The sequence below is a fragment of the Lysinibacillus sp. LZ02 genome, from assembly GCF_050613145.1.
Taxonomy (GTDB): domain Bacteria; phylum Bacillota; class Bacilli; order Bacillales_A; family Planococcaceae; genus Lysinibacillus_B.
The window spans coordinates 1,473,711-1,492,739 of sequence record NZ_CP192507.1; the positions used below are offsets into that span (position 1 = coordinate 1,473,711).

A 19,029-nucleotide genomic window follows, 5' to 3' on the forward strand; every position below is an offset into this window, starting at 1 on the left:
ATTCAAGATGTTAAATAATAAAGGGTTTACTTTAATCGAGATGTTAATTGTATTACTCATTATTTCGGTCCTTATTTTAGTCACAATACCAAATGTTACGAAGCATTTTGCGACAATTGACGAAAAAGGGTGTAGTGCGTATGTCAGCATGGTTCAAGGACAAGTAGAGGCATATAAAATTGATACGATGACATACCCAACGGTGTCTCAGCTAATCGATGAAGGATATATTTCAACTGAGGAAGCAAAATGTCCAAGTGGTGAAAAAATACTAATAGAGACAGACGGGAAGGTGATAGTAGAAGGGGGAGATCATACCGCTTCCCCAGCAGAGGGGGAAACACCGTGATTCGCCAACAATACGGTTTTACATTAATTGAAACGCTGATCGTTCTGATGATTTTCAGTTTACTAACAACAGTAGTTATTTCCTTTTCCTATCACCACCTAAAAATAAATCAATACGAACAAGCAATTGAAAGATTTAGATTAACATTGCACCTTGCCCAGTTAACAGCGCAACAACAAAAGAAGGAGGTAAGCATTTATGCTATGAATCATAAAGAAGTAGGGTCAAATATGTCGCACCAAGATTATCGACTTAACTGGGTGACACCTGAAGGCATGACGATTCACATTCATACAAATAATCGGCAGATTAAATTTAACGTGAAAGGGCATGTACATGAATTAGGAAAAGTAGAATTTAAAACACCTCAAAAAAGCACGACGTATAGCATAAATTTGTCGAAAGGTAGGTTGCGCTTAATTGAATGAACAAGGTATGACATTAATAGAGACGATTTTAAGTATAGCGATATTATCGCTCCTCGCCATGACCTTGTTACCTTTTGCTAATCAGCTAAAAGGTCAATTGTTCGAACAAAAAATAGCGTATTATGCGAGCGAAGCAGCTTATAACGGCGTAAAACAAGTGGCAACAACAGGGGTGACACAAGGTACGATAACAATTGAGGATCTGGACTATAATTGGCGTTATGAACATGGTGAGATTTGTGTTGAATATTCCAATTGGAAGGGGCCACAGTTAATGTGTATCAAATCAGACGAAATAATCGAAGAAGGGAATATGGTTTTACATTTATAGAAGCATTGTTACATTTACTACTCTTTGTTGTATTTGCACATCTCATTTATTTTTTAGTGATGGAATTTAACGAATTATCCGGAATGCAACAAAAAAGAGTAGAGGCAGATTGGGAAATATGTGTTACGGATATTAGTCGCTATTTGACCTATGATAGCGTAGTGACTGTATCAACAGATGGCTTAATCGTGAACGTGACAACACCTCATGAAACATATGATATTCGTTTTTTAAATAATGCTTTATGGAAACGTCAAAAGAGTGGGAATGAAACACTGTTAACAGGTGTAAAAAAGGCCATATTCTTTTTAGATCACAATAAGCTAGTGTTAAAGGTACAGTTAGAATCAGGTGTGAAAAAGGAGCGGATATTTATTGTGGTACAATCTACGGAATGAATATGGCGCACTTTTTCCGATTACAATTGTTTTATTATTTTTGCTGACAGGTGCTTGTGTTACGTATGCAGTCACATTTCAAATGGAAATAAAAATTTATAACACATTGGAATTGTCGAATGTTCGTGCTACGATTGATATACTAAATGTATTAATCCATGAGTTATAATTTTTGAAGTGATAAAGAAGGTGATTGGCATGCGGAAAATTTATTTAGTAGGTTTTATGGGATGTGGAAAAAGTGCTATTGGACGACGATTAAGCTACTTTTTAAAAATGCCCTACTACGATATGGATCATGAAATCGTTCGACAGCAAGGGATGACGATTCCTGAAATTTTTGAAAAATACGGAGAGGAACGATTTCGCGAGATTGAAACGGAATTTCTACAAACTTTTCGTAACGAGGCATGTATTATCGCAACGGGTGGAGGAGTAGCGATGAAGGAAGAAAATCGCCGGATCATGCGAAGAACGGGACTAGTTTTTTTTCTAGATGCTACCTTTGAAAATATTTATGTTCGAATTCGTAACGATCAAAATCGCCCGATTGTGCAACGTTCTTCAAAAGAAGAATTACATGAACTGTATCAAAATAGGAGAAAATATTACAGAGAAGTGGGGCACATTCCAGTATTAACAGAAGACCGGTCAATTCGACAAGTTGTTGAATATATCGGGTTTCAAGTGAATCGTTTGAAAGGCGAATAATGTTTTTGTAGAAAAAAATATTGTTCGTCTTTAGGTGTTTTTTAAAAAAAGATTGCCTTTTTATAAGTTTAAATGTTAGGATATGGCTAAGAACGTCTAGATAAACGCGAATGTTGAATAGTAGGCGGATGAGTGTACGGGGAGAGAACGTGAAGTGGCGTCGCCGAAGGAGCAAGTAGCAAGGGCTATGAATCTCTCAGGCAAAAAGACTCGTACAGGACGCATCTCTGGAGAGCGCCGGAAAGCCGGCCACCAAAGGGGAAAGCCTATGTATGTGGTGTGAGCCAATAATAGGTGATACTTTCAGGTGCAAGGACAGAGGATTCCGATTAACGGGATTCGTCTGTCCTTTTTTAGTGGGTAAGAAAGTATAAATTTCAAGGAAATCCACATAAGAAAAGATATCATTTCCACTTGCTTTGTTCCAAAGATGTCTTTCTAATATTAAGCATTCGTACTATGTGTTGAATGAATTTGAAAAAATACAGGATTTCAGGAGGGATTTTATGAGTAACTTAAAGCGTACACCGTTATTTGATGCTTACAGTAAATACGGTGGAAAAACAATTGATTTTGGCGGCTGGGAATTACCTGTACAGTTTTCTTCAATTAAAGAGGAGCATGATGCGGTACGTAACCGCGCTGGGTTGTTTGATGTATCGCATATGGGAGAGATTTTTGTAGAAGGACCAGATGCACAAGCCTTTTTACAAAAACTATTATCAAACGATATTTCAAAAATTCAAATTGGTGGAGCGCAGTATAGTGCAATGTGTTATGAATCTGGTGGCGTTGTCGATGATTTATTAACATATCGTTTAGATGAAAATCGTTATCTGTTATGTGTCAATGCAGCAAACATCGAAAAGGATTATGACTGGATGGTAGCGCAACAATTTGGCGATGTTACCATTACAAATCAATCTAATAGCTATGCACAAATTGCGTTACAAGGTCCTTTAGCAGAGGAAGTATTACAACAATTAACGTCAGAAAACTTAAGCGATATCAAATATTTTAAGTTTAAAGAAAATGTTGAAATTACAGGTCACCCAGTGCTTGTATCACGTAGTGGCTATACAGGAGAAGATGGCTTTGAACTATACGGTACGCCTGAAGCTATTATTGCTTTGTGGGATAAAATTTTAGCAGATGAGCGCGTTGTACCAGCAGGACTAGGGGCGCGTGATACACTGCGTTTTGAGACGTGTTTACCGCTTTACGGACAGGAATTGTCAAAGGATATTTCGCCACTTGAAGCAGGGATTGGCTTTGCAGTGAAGCTAAATACGGATTTCATTGGACGAGATGCGCTTGCAAAACAAAAAGAAGAAGGTTTATCTCGTAAAGTAGTCGGAATTGAAATGGTTGGTAAGGGGATTCCACGTCATGGCTATAAGGTATTGAAAGACGGAACGGAAATTGGTGAAGTGACAACAGGAACACAATCACCGATGACCAAACGTAATATCGGTCTAGCATTAATAGACACAAAATTCACTGAAATCGGCACAGCATTAGAAATCGAAATTCGCGGCAAATTAGTTCCAGCAGTTGTGGTTGAAACACCGTTTTATAAACGAACAAAATAATTGAAAAGAGGGTCAAACATGAAACATCGTTATTTACCAATGACGGAACAAGATCAAAAAGAAATGTTAGAAACGATTGGCGTTTCTTCGATCGATGAGCTATTTTCTGATATTCCAGAAAAAGTGCGCTTCCAAGGGCTTTATAATATTAAAGAGGCAAAATCTGAAGCCGCTTTAATGAAAGAGTTATCGCAGCTTGCGGCTAAAAATGCAGATACGGCAAGTAACGTATCCTTCTTAGGTGCAGGTGTTTACAACCACTATAAACCAGTTATCGTAGACCATGTCATTTCTCGTTCAGAGTTTTATACAGCGTATACACCATATCAACCAGAAATTTCACAAGGGGAGCTACAAGCTATTTTCGAGTTCCAAACAATGATTGCAGAGCTTACAGGTATGGACCTTGCGAACTCTTCTATGTATGATGGCGGTACAGCTTTAGCGGAAGCGGGTATGCTTGCTGCTGGCCATACAAAACGTAAAAAAATTCTTGTCTCTGGTGCTGTTCATCCAGAATATAAAGATGTTGTGACAACATATGCAGACGGTCAATCAATAGAAGTAGTTACTGTGCCGACAAAAGACGGTGTAACGGATATGGAAGCATTAAAAGGGTTAGTAGATGAACAAACGGCTGCTGTCATTGTGCAATATCCTAACTTCTTCGGTCAAATCGAAGATATTCAAAAAATTGGTAACATTACGCACGAACAAAAAGCGTTAATGGTTGTGTCAGCAAACCCATTATCTCTTGGCGTACTTACACCTCCAGGAAAACTAGGTGCAGATATTGTAACAGGAGATGCACAAGTATTCGGTATTGCCGAAGCGTTCGGCGGCCCACACTGTGGTTTCTTTGCCGTCACAACAAAATTAATGCGTAAAGTGCCAGGGCGTCTTGTAGGTGAAACAGTCGATCAAGAAGGACGTCGCGGCTACGTACTTACATTACAAGCACGTGAGCAACATATCCGTCGTGACAAAGCGACGTCTAATATTTGTTCAAACCAAGCGTTACTTGCGCTTGCTGCATCTGTAGCCATGACAGCACTTGGGAAGCAAGGCGTACAAGAAATGGCGAAGCAGAATATTGTGAAAACACGTTATGCGAAAAATGCGTTTGAAGCAGCGGGCTTTACTGTACCATTCCAAGGGGCACACTTTAACGAAATCGTTGTTAAAACAAATAAATGTGTGACAGAAATCAACAAAGGCTTAATCGACAAAGGTATTATCGGTGGCTTTGATTTAGGTCGCGTATATCCAGAGCTTAAGCATCATGCATTAATCGCTGTAACTGAACTACGCACAAAAGAAGAAATTGATGCGTTAGTAGCGGAAATGGGGGCATTACAATGAGTCACGAAAACCAACCATTAATTTTTGAATTAACGAAAGAAGGTCGCGTAGGCTATGCACTAGAGCCTTTAGATGTACCTGATGTTGATCTTGCTGAATTATTACCAGCGGGCTATGTTCGTGAAGAAGCAGCAGAATTACCAGAAGTAGCAGAGCTAGATATTATGCGCCATTATACAGCGCTTTCTCGTCGTAACCACGGGGTGGATTCAGGTTTCTATCCACTTGGCTCTTGTACGATGAAATATAATCCAAAAATTAATGAAACTGTAGCACGTTTCTCAGGTTTTGCGAATGTGCATCCATTACAAGATGAAGAAACAGCACAAGGTGCAATGGAGCTTTTATACGATTTACAAACATCGCTTGTTGAAATTACAGGGATGGATGAAGTAACGTTGCAACCGGCAGCTGGTGCACATGGTGAATGGACAGCGCTTATGATGATTCGTGCATTCCACGAAGCAAATGGTGAAGGTCATCGTAATAAGGTTATCGTACCAGACTCAGCGCACGGCACAAACCCAGCATCTGCTACAGTAGCAGGCTTTGAAACCATTACAGTTCAGTCGAATGAAGATGGCTTAGTGGACTTAGAGGATTTACGTCGTGTTGTAGGTCCTGATACAGCAGCACTTATGTTAACAAATCCTAATACACTGGGCTTATTTGAAGAAAATATTTTAGAAATGGCTAATATTATTCATGAAGTTGGCGGTAAAGTGTATTATGATGGCGCGAACTTAAACGCGGTAATGTCGAAAGCACGTCCTGGCGATATGGGCTTTGACTGTGTACACTTAAATTTACACAAAACATTCACAGGTCCACACGGTGGTGGTGGCCCAGGTTCTGGTCCAGTAGGGGTGAAAGCCGATTTAATTCCGTTCTTACCAAAACCGGTACTTGTGAAAACAGAAGAAGGGAAATTCCACTTCGATTACAATCGTCCGCAATCAATCGGTCGCGTGAAGCCTTACTACGGTAACTTTGGAATTAACGTGCGTGCATACACGTATATTCGTACAATGGGTCCAGATGGCTTAAAGAAAGTAACAGAATATGCGGTATTAAATGCAAACTATATGATGCGTCGTTTAGAAGCATATTATGATTTACCATATAATCGTCACTGTAAACACGAGTTTGTGTTATCAGGTCGTCGTCAGAAAAAGCTTGGTGTGCGCACATTAGATATTGCAAAACGTCTGCTTGATTTTGGCTATCATCCACCAACAGTGTACTTCCCGTTAAATGTAGAGGAAGGCATTATGATTGAGCCAACTGAAACGGAATCAAAGGAAACGCTAGATGCATTTTGTGATGCGATGATTCAAATTGCACGTGAGGCAGAAGAGAATCCAGAAATCGTTCAAGAAGCACCACATACGACAGTTGTATCACGTCTTGATGAGACGCGTGCAGCACGTACACCAGTACTTCGTTATACAAAGCAATAATGCCAATAAACCGCACAGATTACTCTGTGCGGTTTCTCTTTATTGTTGGATAGGATATAAGTATTATGGATATCTACATAAGAAAAGACATCAACTTGCACCCTCATAGTGCGAGTTGTATTTTTTATTACCGATTTTTATGTAGGTTGTTCGACCTCTTACGCCTTATCTATATAATAGGAAGAAACTCAAATATAAAAAAGTTTTAAACTAAAATTACATAATTACTTTTCGTATTTTTTGTACCAATGTACTTGTTTACATGTTAAAATTGCTTGTTCCTATAAAATAAGAAAGCCCCCAAAATTGGGAGCTTAGGATTATGCTTTAGATTTGACTTTACCAGTCCAAGTTTTGAAACCACCTTGTAATTGGTAAATTTGATTACAGCCTTTTTTCTTTAGCATTAAAGCAGCACGTGCACTTCGACCTGTATTTTGGCAGTATAAATATACTGGTAAGTCTGATCGAATTTCTTTATGACGTTGGTTTAGTTGCGTCATCGGAATGTTACGCGCACCTAGGATATGCCCTGCTTCAAATTCTTTTGGATCACGCAGGTCAATCAGTTGTGCTTTACGATAGCCTTGTATAAACTGTTCTTGTGTTAAATTTGTTACGGCCTTTTTCAAACGGAATGAATTAATCAGTACGTAAGCAATGATCACACCTAGGATAATGGCGATTGTAATAAATACTTGTTGCACGTTAAAATTTCTCCTTTCTATCTATCAGATATATTATAAAAGAGAACGGGGCATACGTCGAGTAAGTTTACTAAATACTTTCATGGAGGCATTGTTATGAAACAATGGTATTTTATTAATTCGGGACCTTGTCGTCCATCATTTAATATGGCGCTAGATGAAGCGTTATTAAATTGGCACAGTGAGAAGTTGATTCCACCGGTTATTCGCTTTTATGAATGGAATCCGGCAACATTGTCGATTGGGTATTTCCAACGTGTACATAAAGATATTGAGATGGATGAAGTACATCGTCAAGGGCTAGGTTTTGTCAGAAGACCAACTGGGGGACGTGCAGTACTACATGAACATGAGTTGACATACTCGATTATTGTCGAAGAAGATTATCCGAATATGCCGAAAACGGTCACAGAAGCGTATCGCGTATTAAGTGAAGGGATATTGGGAGGATTTAAAAATCTCGGTTTAGATGCGTATTTTAGTGTGCCAGATACAAAAGAAAAGCAACAAGATTTAAAAAACCCGAAAAGTGCGGTTTGTTTCGACGCACCAAGTTGGTATGAACTTGTCGTAGAAGGGAAAAAAGTAGCGGGAAGTGCACAAACCCGTCAAAAAGGTGTTATTTTACAGCATGGCGCGATTTTGCTCGATTTAGATGAAGAGAAGTTATTATCTGTGTTTAAATTTTCAAGCGAAGCAATACGTGAAAAAATGCGTGTAAAGCTTCCTGAGAAGGCAGTGGCGATCAATGGGTTAGTAGACAAGCCATTTACAGTAGAACAGTGTATAGTAGCCTTTAAGCAAGGTTTTCAAGACGCATTAGAAATCGAGCTAATCCCTTATGAATTAACACCTGAGCAATTAGCATACGTAGAACAGTTGGAAAAGGAAAAATATGCAAACGATGAATGGAACTTTAGAAAGTAGAACGTTTGTTTGAAAAAAATTTCCTTGTACAAAACGTTGATATAAGCGGGTTTAACATAAAATAAAAAAAATCAAGCCCTTGTTTGAAAAATAATTCTGTAGTAATCTTTTCTAAGTGCATAAAATACAACCATATATATAGAAGTGAACATTCAAATCAAACACAATATCTTGTGTTTGGTTTGTATTTTTTGTTATGGATAGGTATGATTATGGAAAAGATTTAAAACAACTAAAGAGGGGGCTCGTTGATGGAAAGTGTGTTAGAGCAAACCATCCAAGTAGATCAGCTCAACAAAGATATTGAGCAATTCCCGCAAGTGCATCCGATTACACCGGACATGCATATTACGCATAAAGGTGTATCGCGTCTTGTGATGATTGACCGTTATTCTTTTAAGGATACGGAAAAGAAAACGTTAAAGTCAGGCGATTTTGTTGTGTTAACTGTCAAAGAAGACCCAAAATTTCCGGCACGTGGACTTGGAATCGTTCAATCCATTAATACTGAAACAAAAACAGCAGATATCTTAATCGAGGAAGATTTCCGTCATGTACTAGAAGACGAAAAAGAACAATCAACAGGAATCATTACTCGTTCATTGGATATTATTGAAAAGCCGCTTGAAATTTATTATGAACAAATTGCAAAGCGTAATGCGACAGGTTTAGCGGCTGTTGAAAAAACGGCAGAACTGCGCCAAGAATGGTTTGAAAAGTTTTATGAACAGCTCGTAAGCTTAAAATTCATTCCTGCAGGGCGTGTTATTTACGGAGCAGGTTCGCAAACGGATGTCACGTTCTTTAACTGTTATGTAATGCCATTTGTGGCAGACTCACGTGAAGGGATTAGTGATCACCGCAAGCAAGTAATGGAAATTATGAGCCGCGGAGGTGGTGTAGGGACAAATGGTTCAACACTTCGTCCACGCAACACATTAGCGCGCGGTGTTAACGGTAAATCAAGTGGTTCTGTCAGTTGGCTTGATGATATTGCCAAACTGACGCATCTTGTTGAGCAAGGCGGCTCTCGTCGTGGTGCCCAGATGATTATGTTAGCAGATTGGCATCCAGATATCGTAGAATTCATTATTTCAAAAATGCAAAACCCACGCATTCTTCGTTACTTAATGGAAAATACGACGGACGAGTCCATCATTCGTCTAGCAAAAGAAAAATTAAAATTCAAGCCTTTATCGCCACAAGACGAAGCGATGTATCAAGGGATTGTGAATTATAAAAATATCCAAGGTTTAGGTGGCTTTAACGATGCGATCATTCGTGAGGCAGAAGCAAAGTTACGTGATGGTGGGACATACTCTGTTCATAATTCAGAATTCCTAACAGGTGCCAATATTTCTGTCACATTAACAAATGAATTTATGCATGCTGTTGAAAATGACTTAGACTTTGAATTACGTTTCCCGGATGTAGCGAACTATACACCGCAAGAAATGGCCATTTATAATGAAGAATGGCACAAAGTTGGCGATGTACGTGAGTGGGAAAAACGCGGTTATGGCGTTCGCGTATACCGTAAAATTAAGGCTCGTGAGTTATGGAACTTAATTAATATTTGTGCAACATACGCGGCAGAGCCAGGTATTTTCTTCATCGATAATGCAAATGAAATGACAAATGCCAAAGCATATGGTCAACAAGTTGTAGCGACAAATCCGTGTGGTGAGCAACCGCTTGCACCATATTCAGTATGTAACTTAGCAGCTGTAAACTTAGCTCAGTTTGCAGTGAAAGATTCAAAATCAGTAGATTACGACGCATTACGCCAAACAGTGAAGGTAGGCGTACGTATGCAAGATAACGTAATCGATGCAACGCCGTACTTCTTAGAAGAAAACCGTAAGCAAGCACTTGGTGAGCGCCGTGTTGGACTTGGTGTTATGGGTCTAGCAGACTTACTTATTTACTGTGAAAAGGAATACGGTTCAGAAGAAGGGAATCAGCTTGTCGATGAGATTTTCAAGACGATTGCCGTTGCAGCATATGAAGCATCCATCGAACTTGGGCAAGAGCGTGGCAGCTTCCCGTTCTTACAAGGCGAAACAGAAGAAGAAACAAAACGTTTACGTGAAGCATTTATTCATACAGGCTTTATGGAGAAGATGCCGGATCATATTCGCCAAGGCGTATTAGCGAATGGTATCCGCAACTCGCATTTACTAACTGTTGCACCTACGGGTAAAATTGTTGCCCCCTACATTTGTGAAAATGTAGCGTAAACTTGGCTATATGCGGGAAACTCTGGCGTATCTTTTACTACCTAGCTTTGCCAACTATCAAACGGTAAAAATGTAAAAGTGTTGGTTTTTAACCTACCAGACAATCCGCAGGGAAGTCGTGGCTGACCCCTCAACGACTACATGCCGAGCAACCATTTCAACCTTGGAACATCAGTTCTTGTTTTATAATTAAATAAAACAAGTTGGGGATGATTCAAATGAAAAAATGGTTGATGATATAGTCTGACCCATATGGCGACATATGGAACGGGTACTAATAATCCCGTCCTCTAGTATATAGAGAGTAACAATTGTGAGCACAGGTACAATGGTAGGCGTTGCTACAGGGCTTGAACCATACTTCAGTTTCACATATTACCGCTCAGGACGCCTTGGGAAATTCATCGAGGTAAAAGCGGAAATTGTACAAGAGTACTTAGCAGCAAATCCAGGTGTAGATGAAAATAATTTACCGCATTGGTTCATATCTTCTATGCAATTAACACCAGAAGCACATGCAGATGTACAATGTATTATTCAAAACTGGATTGACTCATCGATTTCGAAAACAGTAAATGCACCAAAAGGTTATACAGTGGAGCAAGTAGAACAAGTGTATGAACGTCTATATCGCGGTGGTGCAAAAGGTGGCACAGTATACGTTGATGGAAGTCGTGATACACAAGTTTTAACGCTGAAAGCAGAGGAATCTCATACAGATGAGCAACTAGAGTTTGAAGAGTTAAAACAACAAGAAGAAGTAGTAAAACGTGCAGTTGTATTAGTTGATACAATTAAGCCGTTAACTCAAACAGATGTAACAATCGGTTCGGAAGTAGGAAACACTTGCCCAGTTTGTCGTCAAGGTACGGTAGAAGAAATGGGCGGCTGTAACACATGTACAAACTGCGGTGCACAGCTAAAATGTGGTTTATAATAGAAAAAAATGGCTAGTTGTTGTGACTTTGAAATAAAGTCACGAAAAACACTCCTTTGGATATGATTTCAAAGGAGTGTTTTTTATTTTGTGAAAAAATTTGAAAAAATTGTATACTTTTTTCTTTTACAATTGTTATATAGGTGAGTGATCACTACGAACTAAAAATGGATATTTAAAAGTTGGTGAGGTTTTGAATAATGGATGGGAGCAACTACTTCTTGAACATGCAAAAGTTGTATTTAAATATTTGATCAAAATCGGGGCTACGAAAGAAGACGCCGAAGATATTACGCAAGAAATGATTATAAAAACAATGGAATGTATTCAACAAATTGAACCAGAGAAAATGCGGGCGTGGATGTTTAAGGTAGCGATTCATCGCTATTATTCTCTTTATAACAAAAATAAATCTATTGTCACGTTAAATCATGATGATTTGGAACGTTTAAAAACAATTTTTGAACATGTAGAGAGCCATTTATTGATGAAAGAGCAGGCAAATGAATTGGTAGAAGCATTGCAGGGACTTCAGCCCAAGTTTCAACAACTGCTCATTTTAAAGTATTACATGGAGCTGTCGTATAAAGAAATCAGTGAGATTTTAGACGTAAAAGAAACGCTCGTGAAGACATATTTACAACGTGCGCGCAAAAGTTTTAAAAAGATTTGGGAGGACAAAGGGTATGAGCAACGATAAGACAGAAGATATTTTTGATATTAAAAAAATGGAAAAAACTATTAAAAAAGCGAAGCGACGGGCCAATTGGAAAACGGTTTTGATTACGATTATAGTTCTAGTTGTCGTCATAATTGTAGGTACAATTATGAATCGAAATATTAACTATAAATTAGAAAGGCCTGTGCAGTTTTCTGCTACAGGGTTTCATGAAATATCTGCACCGAATGAATTTATTGGAAAGCTTGAACGTTATCAAGGGATTTTAGGGGGAGAAAATCGTTATACCACTTATAAAATAATTGAAGGGAAAGTCGTTTATACAGGACAAGAAAGGTACGGATATGGACTCTTCCGTGATGAAAATTTAAATCGAATAGGCATTGAGTCGCCAATCCTAATTGGTCGTAGTTTTTCGGAACAAGATTTACAAAAACAACTATATAATGAATTAGGTCAACGTGAAATGGTGTTTTTCTACCCGTTTTTACAATACAAAATATATCGTAATGATTTAGTATTGCTTGATGATATCGGGAAGGACAAAGTAATGGAAGTCGCCCTATCTTTTGATCGAGGCTATACATTTGACGAGGTGCAATCAATGATTTCAAACAATGTAACACTCACTTGGCTTTGGGTGGATGATGTTAATGAAGACGCAGATGATTTTCAATATAATTATGTAGATGAAAACGGTGAAGTGATTGTATTAGACAATTTAGTTCGTTCAGAGCATACTGTTTATGGACTTTCTTTATTCAATGAAAATGGCGATATGAAAGAAGAGCCTGTCCGTCGCTTTATTGGCGCGATTGAAGCAAATCAACAATTTAAAGTGCGTTGGCAAGGTGAGTTTAAACGCTTATATGAGACACTAAGTGGAGAAGATGGTCAGTTAACCGAGGAAGACTTACAATATTATGGTGCAGTTGTCACAGGAAATGCACAAAACTTATCCCAATTAAAAGACTTACCATTTATTAAAGCTTCATCTATTGGGGTAATTACGGACAAGTACTAAAATAAGCTAGTGAAGCAATATTAATAGTTTCTTCTTAGGAGCAAAAGGGGAAGAACGATAATAACAAAAAGGTTCACAACAAAGTAGAGGGGCAATTCGCACATGAATTTGCTCCTGCCTTTTTATAAACGAGCTCAATTAAGACGCTGGTTGTTTACAGCAGGAACTAATGGTTAGAAGAAGAGGAATCTATGAAATAAAAATTCGTGACAAGCAGCTTATTTGTCCGTTTTGTCAAAATAAGCAGTTTAAGCATCGTGAAGTTTACATGGATTTGGCACCATTTGATAAAGAAGTGAAGGAGCAGCTAACATTACAATCATTTAGCTGTACGTCATGTGGTGATATCCGGATGTTTCAAGAAAAGAATCGGTTTGACCACACGTTGGAAAAACATGTGTCTATTATCGAATATACGGAAGTGATAAAACAATGACGGGGATGGATGAATCTTTATTGCCTCAAAAAAGTCGTATTACTATTTTTAATAAGCTTGTTATTTGCCGATTTTGTTCAAATGATGTGTTTATCCCTTATGAAGTTATAGTGAATGTTGAACAACCCGGTATCGGTGTTCATCATGTTCGTTATGCCGCAATTTGTCAATATTGCGGTGAGGTGAAACACTTTGGAGATCCTAGTTATTATGATGCTGAAAAAGGCAATTATATTTGGGCATTAAATCAATTTCTACTTTCAGTTAAAAAATATAGGGTCAAGATTTTATTCTATGTTGGAAAAAGAAAGCAGGATAAAAAAACAATTTTTATCAATAAACTGATGCAAGACTTTGGGGCAGAGATAGAGAATGTAAAAGAGTTTAAAGAAGAAGTACTACTTCAAATAAGGTTTTCTGATTTAAATGATATACAAACAAATAAAATAAGGATAATGAGTTGTGCGAAACGACTTAATATATATGTTAAAGAACTAACGATTAAATAGGATTATTTAAGGCACACTTCTTAGGTGGATTATTGTAAAAGTCATGTCTAAATAAATGCTTCTTAATTTCACAATCGGGTGCTATTGATGGAATATCAAAGGTGGAAAACGATCAAATTTTTTAATGAAAGTCTTATACTTAGTTAAAACGAAAAACTCCATTTTGATCCATCTTTTTTCAAAATGGAGTTTTTGCATTTGCTGTTAAATAAGGATTGAATAGCACTTTTTAATCAAACTTTATTCCAAACCTACAGTAGGTTCAACCGGGTAGCCATTTTTTCATGCAAAGAAATAATCATAGCCATTTTTTAAAATGAGAATAATCGTGACAACAATAAATAATGCGCGGATAAAGCCTGTCTCTTTACTAAGCGCGATTTTAGAGCCGGTATACGCCCCTAAAATCATCGCAAAGCCCATAATGAGACCATACGTAAAATTCACTGCTCCGAGTATTAAAAACATGAGTAATGCCGCTAAGTTACTCGTAAAATTAAGCAGCTTTGAACTGCCCGATGCCTCGATAAAATTAAAGCCCATAAAGAGCAAAATAAAAATCATAAATGAACCTGTCCCCGGACCGAAAAAGCCATCATAGAAGCCTAAACCAACGAGCAATATTAAACTAAGCCATTTCTTTTTGCCTGTTGCTTTGCCGCTCGTTTCAACTTTGCCAAAATCTTTTTTTACGAAGGTGTACGCTAACACTGCGATCAATAATATAAGTACAAGTGGTTGCAAAATATCCGGAGAAACTTGATGGACAGTAAATGCTCCTAACAAAGAACCGATAAACACAAACGGTACAATAGGGCCAAGCATTTTGACATCAATTTTTCCCGCACGTAAAAATGTAATCATACTTGTAAAATTGCCCATTGATGCCGCAAGTTTATTTGTTGCGATGGCAGTGGCAGGGGGTAACCCCACAAATAATAATGCGGGTAGTGTAATGAGGCCACCACCGCCAACAATTGAATTAATAAAAGCCCCCGTAAAGCCAAAGAAAAATAACGCAAGTATTGAAAAAATATCAATCTCCATGATTTAACCTCTTTTCGTCATAGACATATGATATGTTACTTTCAATTTTATGTAAATAACTATATGGCGCTCGTTTTGCACCATGTATTAAAGTGTAGGCATAGGGTGTTCTTTACTTTGGCTAACGCAAAAACAGGCTACCGCTTCATTTGCAGTTAGCCTGTTTTTATTAGTCGTGATGCAATGTTGCTGCAATTTCTGGGTTCGCTTCAACTTCATGTAATTTTTTGAAAGAAGCGATTGCGACCTCTACTTGGTCGTCTTTTGGCTCTTTTGTCGTTAATAATTGTAGCCATAAGCCAGGATAGCCTAAATAGCGCAGTACAGGCACATTACGCACTTTATTTGTTGCTTGCAGTACTTCAAACGAAATCCCAATGACCACTGGAATTAATAAAATGCGCGATACAAGACGAACCCAAAGCGGATCTGTTGGGACTAAGAAATAGACGAATAGACCGACGATTACAGTAAATAAAATAAAGCTTGAGCCACAGCGATAATGAAGGCGTGATTGCTTTTGGACATTCTCTACTGTTAAGGGAACGCCTGCTTCGTAGCAATTGATTACTTTATGCTCAGCCCCGTGATATTGGAATACACGTTTAATAATGGGCGCCATCGAAATAATGTACAAGTAAGCAAGTAATAAAATTAACTTAAAACCTGTCTCCAGTAAAATTTGAATAGTTTTTCCTGGGAACCATGGTTTTAATAATTCGGCCATAAACATGGGCACGAGTGTAAAAATGAATTTACCGAATAAGAAGGATAGTACACCTACAACAGCGACACCAAGCCACATTTGTAGCTTGCTCATTTCTTCCTCTTCGCCGTCATCCTCTTCACCAGGGTTGACGTCATAACGGGAGCTAGCAAACTCTAAATGGCGTGAACCAAATCCGGCAGATTCGATTAATGCCACAACACCTCGAACGAATGGCACCTTTTTGAGTTTTTGATAAATCGGTTTTTTCTCTTTCTTTAAATGATAATAGTCAATCGAGTCATCGTTTCGTCGAATCGCTGTTATCATATGATCTTGCCCAGCGAACATCACGCCTTCAAGAAGTGCTTGTCCGCCGTAAACAGGTGTTTCTTTACTCAATATCGACACCACTCTCTACTAATCTCAAAATTTCTACCTTTCCATTGTACTAAATTTTTCGGAAAATCACTACCTGTCTGCATAGTTATGTGAAATAACGGATACGCTGAACACAGAAAGAGGTGATTTTTTTATGATGAAAGTTGCAGTGTCCACAAGTTTGATGAGTGCTTTTTACGTGACGATCATGCTGAGGATATTAGACTTATTTAAATGGATTCATTGGAAGCCTACAAAATTTTTAAACAGCATCATTTCGGACGGTTTAACACGTTGGATTGCGCTATTTGTGATTTTGTTTGTTGTAAGTATCATTTTATTTATGATATTGCAATTTGTGCAGTTGCTTCCTCCGGTTGTATGGGCCATCATCATTGGTCTACTGATGGCCTTTTTAACGGAGTGGCTAATCTATGATTTACCTATGGAGAGAGCATCTTTTAAACGTTTATCGATTCCTTTCTTTGTCGTTGTACTAACAGCATTTGTCTTTCTTACAGAGACCGCGTCATTCCATCGTAAAAGCTTAGAAAATCGAAATAAGTTGCCGTATAATACGTCTACTATGGTAGAATAGTATGACAATGAAAAAAGGGAGAATGACGAATGAAGCTTTTCGTATTAAACGGTCCAAACTTAAATCGTTTAGGTAAACGAGAGCCGGAAATTTACGGCTCCGAAACCCTAAACGATGTAAAAAATAGCTGTATAGCATTAGCACAACAATTCAATGCTACAATCGATTTTCGTCAATCTAATCATGAAGGAGAACTGATTGATTGGGTTCATGAAGCAGAGGATACAGGGATTGATGGGATTGTTTTTAATCCGGGTGCTTACACACATACGAGTATAGCGTTGCGCGATGCGATTGCAGCAGTGAATGTACCAGTCATTGAAGTACATATTTCTAATATCCATGCACGTGAATCATTCCGCCATGAATCGAAGCTTGCTGCAGAATGTGTTGGTCAAATTTGTGGTTTAGGTACGTTTGGCTATGAGCTTGCACTGCGTAAGTTTTTACAAATGTCATAAGGGGGGATAATAAGCATGAAGTTAGCCAAATTAAGACAACAATTAATTGATAAAAATATGGATGCTTTGCTCATTACGAATGAATTTAATCGTCGCTATATGACTGGTTTTACAGGTACAGCAGGTGTAGCGATTGTATCGCAACAGGATGCGGTGTTTATTACGGATTTTCGCTATACAGCGCAAGCAACTGCCCAAGTAAAAGATTTTCGCGTTGTGCAACATAAGGGAACGATTTTTGAAGAAGTCGCAAACCAAGTAGCACAAATGAACATTAAAACGCTTGGTTTTGAAAAAGACGCTATGACCTATGGCATGTATGAATTATATAAGAAGAGCGTAAAAGTGGATTTAGTGCCGATTTCAGGATTAATTGAAAAAATTCGCTTGATAAAGACTACTGAAGAGATTAATATTATTAAGGTTGCATGTGAAATTGCAGATCATGCATTTACACATATTTTAGATTTCATCAAGCCTGGTAAAACAGAGCTTGAGGTGTCGAATGAACTTGAATTTTTCATGCGTAAACAAGGTGCTACAAGCTCATCTTTTGACATCATTGTAGCGAGTGGAGTGCGTTCGGCATTACCACATGGTGTTGCGACAGATAAGTTAATCGAAAAAGGTGATTTTGTAACGCTTGATTTCGGTGCATTATATAATGGTTATATTTCAGACATTACACGTACAATTGCTGTTGGCCAGCCTTCAGAAAAGCTTGTGGAAATGTACAATGTTGTATTAGAATCGCAAGTTTTAGCGCTTGAAAAAGTAGGTCCGGGCATGACAGGGATTGAAGCGGATGCCGTAGCGCGTGATTATTTAACAGCAAAAGGTTACGGCGAAGCATTCGGTCATTCAACAGGACACGGTATTGGCTTAGAAGTGCACGAAGGACCAGGACTTTCGTTCCGCTCTGAAACGGTATTAGAACCGGGCATGACGGTAACGATTGAACCGGGTGTTTACTTACCTGGCATCGGTGGCGTTCGTATCGAGGATGATATTTTAATCACAGAAACGGGTAATGAAAGATTAACGCATTCGACGAAGGAATTAATTATTTTATAATATTTGGAGGAATAAAAATGATTTCAGTAAATGATTTCCGTACAGGCTTAACAATTATCGTTGATGGTAACTTATACCGCGTGTTAGATTTCCAACACGTAAAACCAGGTAAAGGTGCTGCGTTTGTACGCTCTAAATTACGTAATTTACGTAACGGTAACGTACAAGAAAAAACATTCCGCGCTGGTGAAAAAGTAGAAAAAGCGATGATTGAAAACCGTAAAATGCAATACCTTTATGCACAAGGTGACGAGCATGTATTCATGGATATGGAATCTTACGATCAAACAACTTTAGCTGCTTCTCAAATTGAAGAAGAGTTAAAATATTTACTTGAAAACATGGAAGTACACATTCAATCTTACCAAGGTGAAATGTTAGGTATCGAGTTACCAAACACGGTAACATTAACAGTTGCTGAAACGGAGCCAGGTATTAAAGGTGATACAGCTTCAGGTGGTTCTAAACCAGCAAAAATGGAAACAGGCTTAATCGTTAACGTACCATTCTTCGTAAACGAAGGCGACAAGTTAATCATCAACACAAGTGAAGGCTCTTACGTTTCACGTGCTTAATATAACACTCACACCCATTCTTTTCGAATGGGTGTTTTTTCTTTGGGGAAATTAAGGGATGCCTATAGTTTCGCTATGTTATTACCTCTATTTTTTG

At 38.2% G+C, this 19,029-nt stretch carries 22 protein-coding genes, 1 pseudogene and 1 riboswitch; of the genes and pseudogenes, 20 read left to right on the forward strand and 3 right to left on the reverse strand.

Features of this window, described 5'->3' with window-relative positions:
• The first annotated feature begins 7 nt into the window (after nt 1–7).
• The 9 genes from comGC (at nt 8) to gcvPB (ending at nt 6,631) form a co-directional block, all read left to right on the forward strand.
• A complete protein-coding gene (gene comGC / locus ACQQ2I_RS06965) occupies nt 8–349 on the forward strand; it encodes a competence type IV pilus major pilin ComGC (protein WP_431029831.1) in 342 nt (113 codons plus the stop codon).
• A complete protein-coding gene (gene comGD, locus ACQQ2I_RS06970; RefSeq protein ID WP_431029832.1) occupies nt 346–777 on the forward strand; it encodes a competence type IV pilus minor pilin ComGD in 432 nt (143 codons plus the stop codon). The genes comGC and comGD overlap by 4 nt, the downstream gene beginning before the upstream one ends.
• Complete coding sequence (locus ACQQ2I_RS06975) at nt 770–1,108, forward strand: type II secretion system protein (protein ID WP_431029833.1); 339 nt, start codon at nt 770–772, stop codon at nt 1,106–1,108. The genes comGD and ACQQ2I_RS06975 overlap by 8 nt, the downstream gene beginning before the upstream one ends.
• Entirely contained in the window at nt 1,054–1,506 is a 453-nt protein-coding gene (locus tag ACQQ2I_RS06980) for a hypothetical protein (protein WP_431029834.1), read from the forward strand. The genes ACQQ2I_RS06975 and ACQQ2I_RS06980 overlap by 55 nt, the downstream gene beginning before the upstream one ends.
• Entirely contained in the window at nt 1,484–1,675 is a 192-nt protein-coding gene (locus ACQQ2I_RS06985) for a hypothetical protein (protein WP_431029835.1), read from the forward strand. Before ACQQ2I_RS06980 ends, ACQQ2I_RS06985 begins: the two co-directional genes overlap by 23 nt.
• 29 nt (nt 1,676–1,704) lie before the next feature.
• Entirely contained in the window at nt 1,705–2,217 is a 513-nt protein-coding gene (locus ACQQ2I_RS06990; RefSeq protein WP_431029836.1) for a shikimate kinase, read from the forward strand.
• A 128-nt stretch (nt 2,218–2,345) separates the two neighbouring features.
• Nucleotides 2,346–2,439: riboswitch (glycine riboswitch) on the forward strand.
• A gap of 284 nt (nt 2,440–2,723) precedes the next feature.
• Nucleotides 2,724–3,809, forward strand: a complete 1,086-nt coding sequence (gene gcvT, locus ACQQ2I_RS06995) for a glycine cleavage system aminomethyltransferase GcvT (RefSeq protein ID WP_431029837.1) — start codon at nt 2,724–2,726, stop codon at nt 3,807–3,809.
• Nucleotides 3,810–3,827: 18 nt separating this feature from the next.
• Complete coding sequence (gcvPA, locus tag ACQQ2I_RS07000; protein WP_431029838.1) at nt 3,828–5,171, forward strand: aminomethyl-transferring glycine dehydrogenase subunit GcvPA; 1,344 nt, start codon at nt 3,828–3,830, stop codon at nt 5,169–5,171.
• On the forward strand, nt 5,168–6,631 hold the full coding sequence (gene gcvPB / locus ACQQ2I_RS07005; RefSeq protein WP_431029839.1) for an aminomethyl-transferring glycine dehydrogenase subunit GcvPB: 1,464 nt from the start codon (nt 5,168–5,170) through the stop codon (nt 6,629–6,631). Before gcvPA ends, gcvPB begins: the two co-directional genes overlap by 4 nt.
• Nucleotides 6,632–6,951: 320 nt before the next feature.
• Here gcvPB and ACQQ2I_RS07010 read toward each other — a convergent pair whose 3' ends face one another.
• Nucleotides 6,952–7,338, reverse strand: coding sequence for a rhodanese-like domain-containing protein (locus ACQQ2I_RS07010; RefSeq protein ID WP_391371814.1), 387 nt, complete (start codon nt 7,336–7,338; stop codon nt 6,952–6,954).
• A 96-nt stretch (nt 7,339–7,434) separates the two neighbouring features.
• Between ACQQ2I_RS07010 and ACQQ2I_RS07015 the strand changes: the two genes are divergently transcribed.
• From ACQQ2I_RS07015 to ACQQ2I_RS07045, 7 genes and pseudogenes are all read left to right on the forward strand, one after another.
• On the forward strand, nt 7,435–8,265 hold the full coding sequence (locus ACQQ2I_RS07015; RefSeq protein ID WP_431029840.1) for a lipoate--protein ligase family protein: 831 nt from the start codon (nt 7,435–7,437) through the stop codon (nt 8,263–8,265).
• 251 nt (nt 8,266–8,516) lie between these two features.
• Complete coding sequence (locus tag ACQQ2I_RS07020) at nt 8,517–10,505, forward strand: vitamin B12-dependent ribonucleotide reductase (RefSeq protein ID WP_431029841.1); 1,989 nt, start codon at nt 8,517–8,519, stop codon at nt 10,503–10,505.
• 316 nt (nt 10,506–10,821) lie between these two features.
• Nucleotides 10,822–11,442: pseudogene (locus tag ACQQ2I_RS07025) on the forward strand (response regulator SirA); the annotation flags it as partial.
• A 193-nt stretch (nt 11,443–11,635) separates the two neighbouring features.
• Complete coding sequence (locus tag ACQQ2I_RS07030) at nt 11,636–12,142, forward strand: RNA polymerase sigma factor (protein WP_431029842.1); 507 nt, start codon at nt 11,636–11,638, stop codon at nt 12,140–12,142.
• A complete protein-coding gene (locus ACQQ2I_RS07035; RefSeq protein WP_431029843.1) occupies nt 12,129–13,145 on the forward strand; it encodes an anti sigma factor C-terminal domain-containing protein in 1,017 nt (338 codons plus the stop codon). The genes ACQQ2I_RS07030 and ACQQ2I_RS07035 overlap by 14 nt, the downstream gene beginning before the upstream one ends.
• A gap of 169 nt (nt 13,146–13,314) precedes the next feature.
• Nucleotides 13,315–13,581, forward strand: a complete 267-nt coding sequence (locus tag ACQQ2I_RS07040; protein ID WP_431029844.1) for a hypothetical protein — start codon at nt 13,315–13,317, stop codon at nt 13,579–13,581.
• Nucleotides 13,578–14,090: a hypothetical protein gene (locus ACQQ2I_RS07045; protein ID WP_431029845.1), complete on the forward strand. Its 513-nt coding sequence runs from the start codon at nt 13,578–13,580 to the stop codon at nt 14,088–14,090. The genes ACQQ2I_RS07040 and ACQQ2I_RS07045 overlap by 4 nt, the downstream gene beginning before the upstream one ends.
• Nucleotides 14,091–14,372: 282 nt before the next feature.
• Here ACQQ2I_RS07045 and ACQQ2I_RS07050 read toward each other — a convergent pair whose 3' ends face one another.
• Nucleotides 14,373–15,140 carry a TSUP family transporter gene (locus tag ACQQ2I_RS07050; protein WP_431030467.1) on the reverse strand — a complete coding sequence of 256 codons (768 nt, stop codon included), beginning with the start codon at nt 15,138–15,140 and terminating at the stop codon, nt 14,373–14,375.
• 166 nt (nt 15,141–15,306) lie between these two features.
• On the reverse strand, nt 15,307–16,245 hold the full coding sequence (locus ACQQ2I_RS07055) for a DUF1385 domain-containing protein (RefSeq protein WP_431029846.1): 939 nt from the start codon (nt 16,243–16,245) through the stop codon (nt 15,307–15,309).
• Nucleotides 16,246–16,378: 133 nt separating this feature from the next.
• Between ACQQ2I_RS07055 and ACQQ2I_RS07060 the strand changes: the two genes are divergently transcribed.
• Genes ACQQ2I_RS07060 through efp form a run of 4 tightly spaced genes read left to right on the forward strand, consistent with a single transcriptional unit; the run spans nt 16,379 to nt 18,932 of the window.
• On the forward strand, nt 16,379–16,822 hold the full coding sequence (locus ACQQ2I_RS07060) for a hypothetical protein (protein WP_431029847.1): 444 nt from the start codon (nt 16,379–16,381) through the stop codon (nt 16,820–16,822).
• Between the two features lie 29 nt (nt 16,823–16,851).
• The gene (aroQ, locus tag ACQQ2I_RS07065; protein ID WP_431029848.1) at nt 16,852–17,283 is read left to right on the forward strand and encodes a type II 3-dehydroquinate dehydratase; all 432 of its coding nucleotides are present in this window, start codon (nt 16,852–16,854) and stop codon (nt 17,281–17,283) included.
• A gap of 15 nt (nt 17,284–17,298) precedes the next feature.
• On the forward strand, nt 17,299–18,357 hold the full coding sequence (locus tag ACQQ2I_RS07070; RefSeq protein WP_431029849.1) for a M24 family metallopeptidase: 1,059 nt from the start codon (nt 17,299–17,301) through the stop codon (nt 18,355–18,357).
• Between the two features lie 17 nt (nt 18,358–18,374).
• Complete coding sequence (gene efp, locus ACQQ2I_RS07075) at nt 18,375–18,932, forward strand: elongation factor P (protein ID WP_431029850.1); 558 nt, start codon at nt 18,375–18,377, stop codon at nt 18,930–18,932.
• Nucleotides 18,933–19,029: the final 97 nt, after the last annotated feature.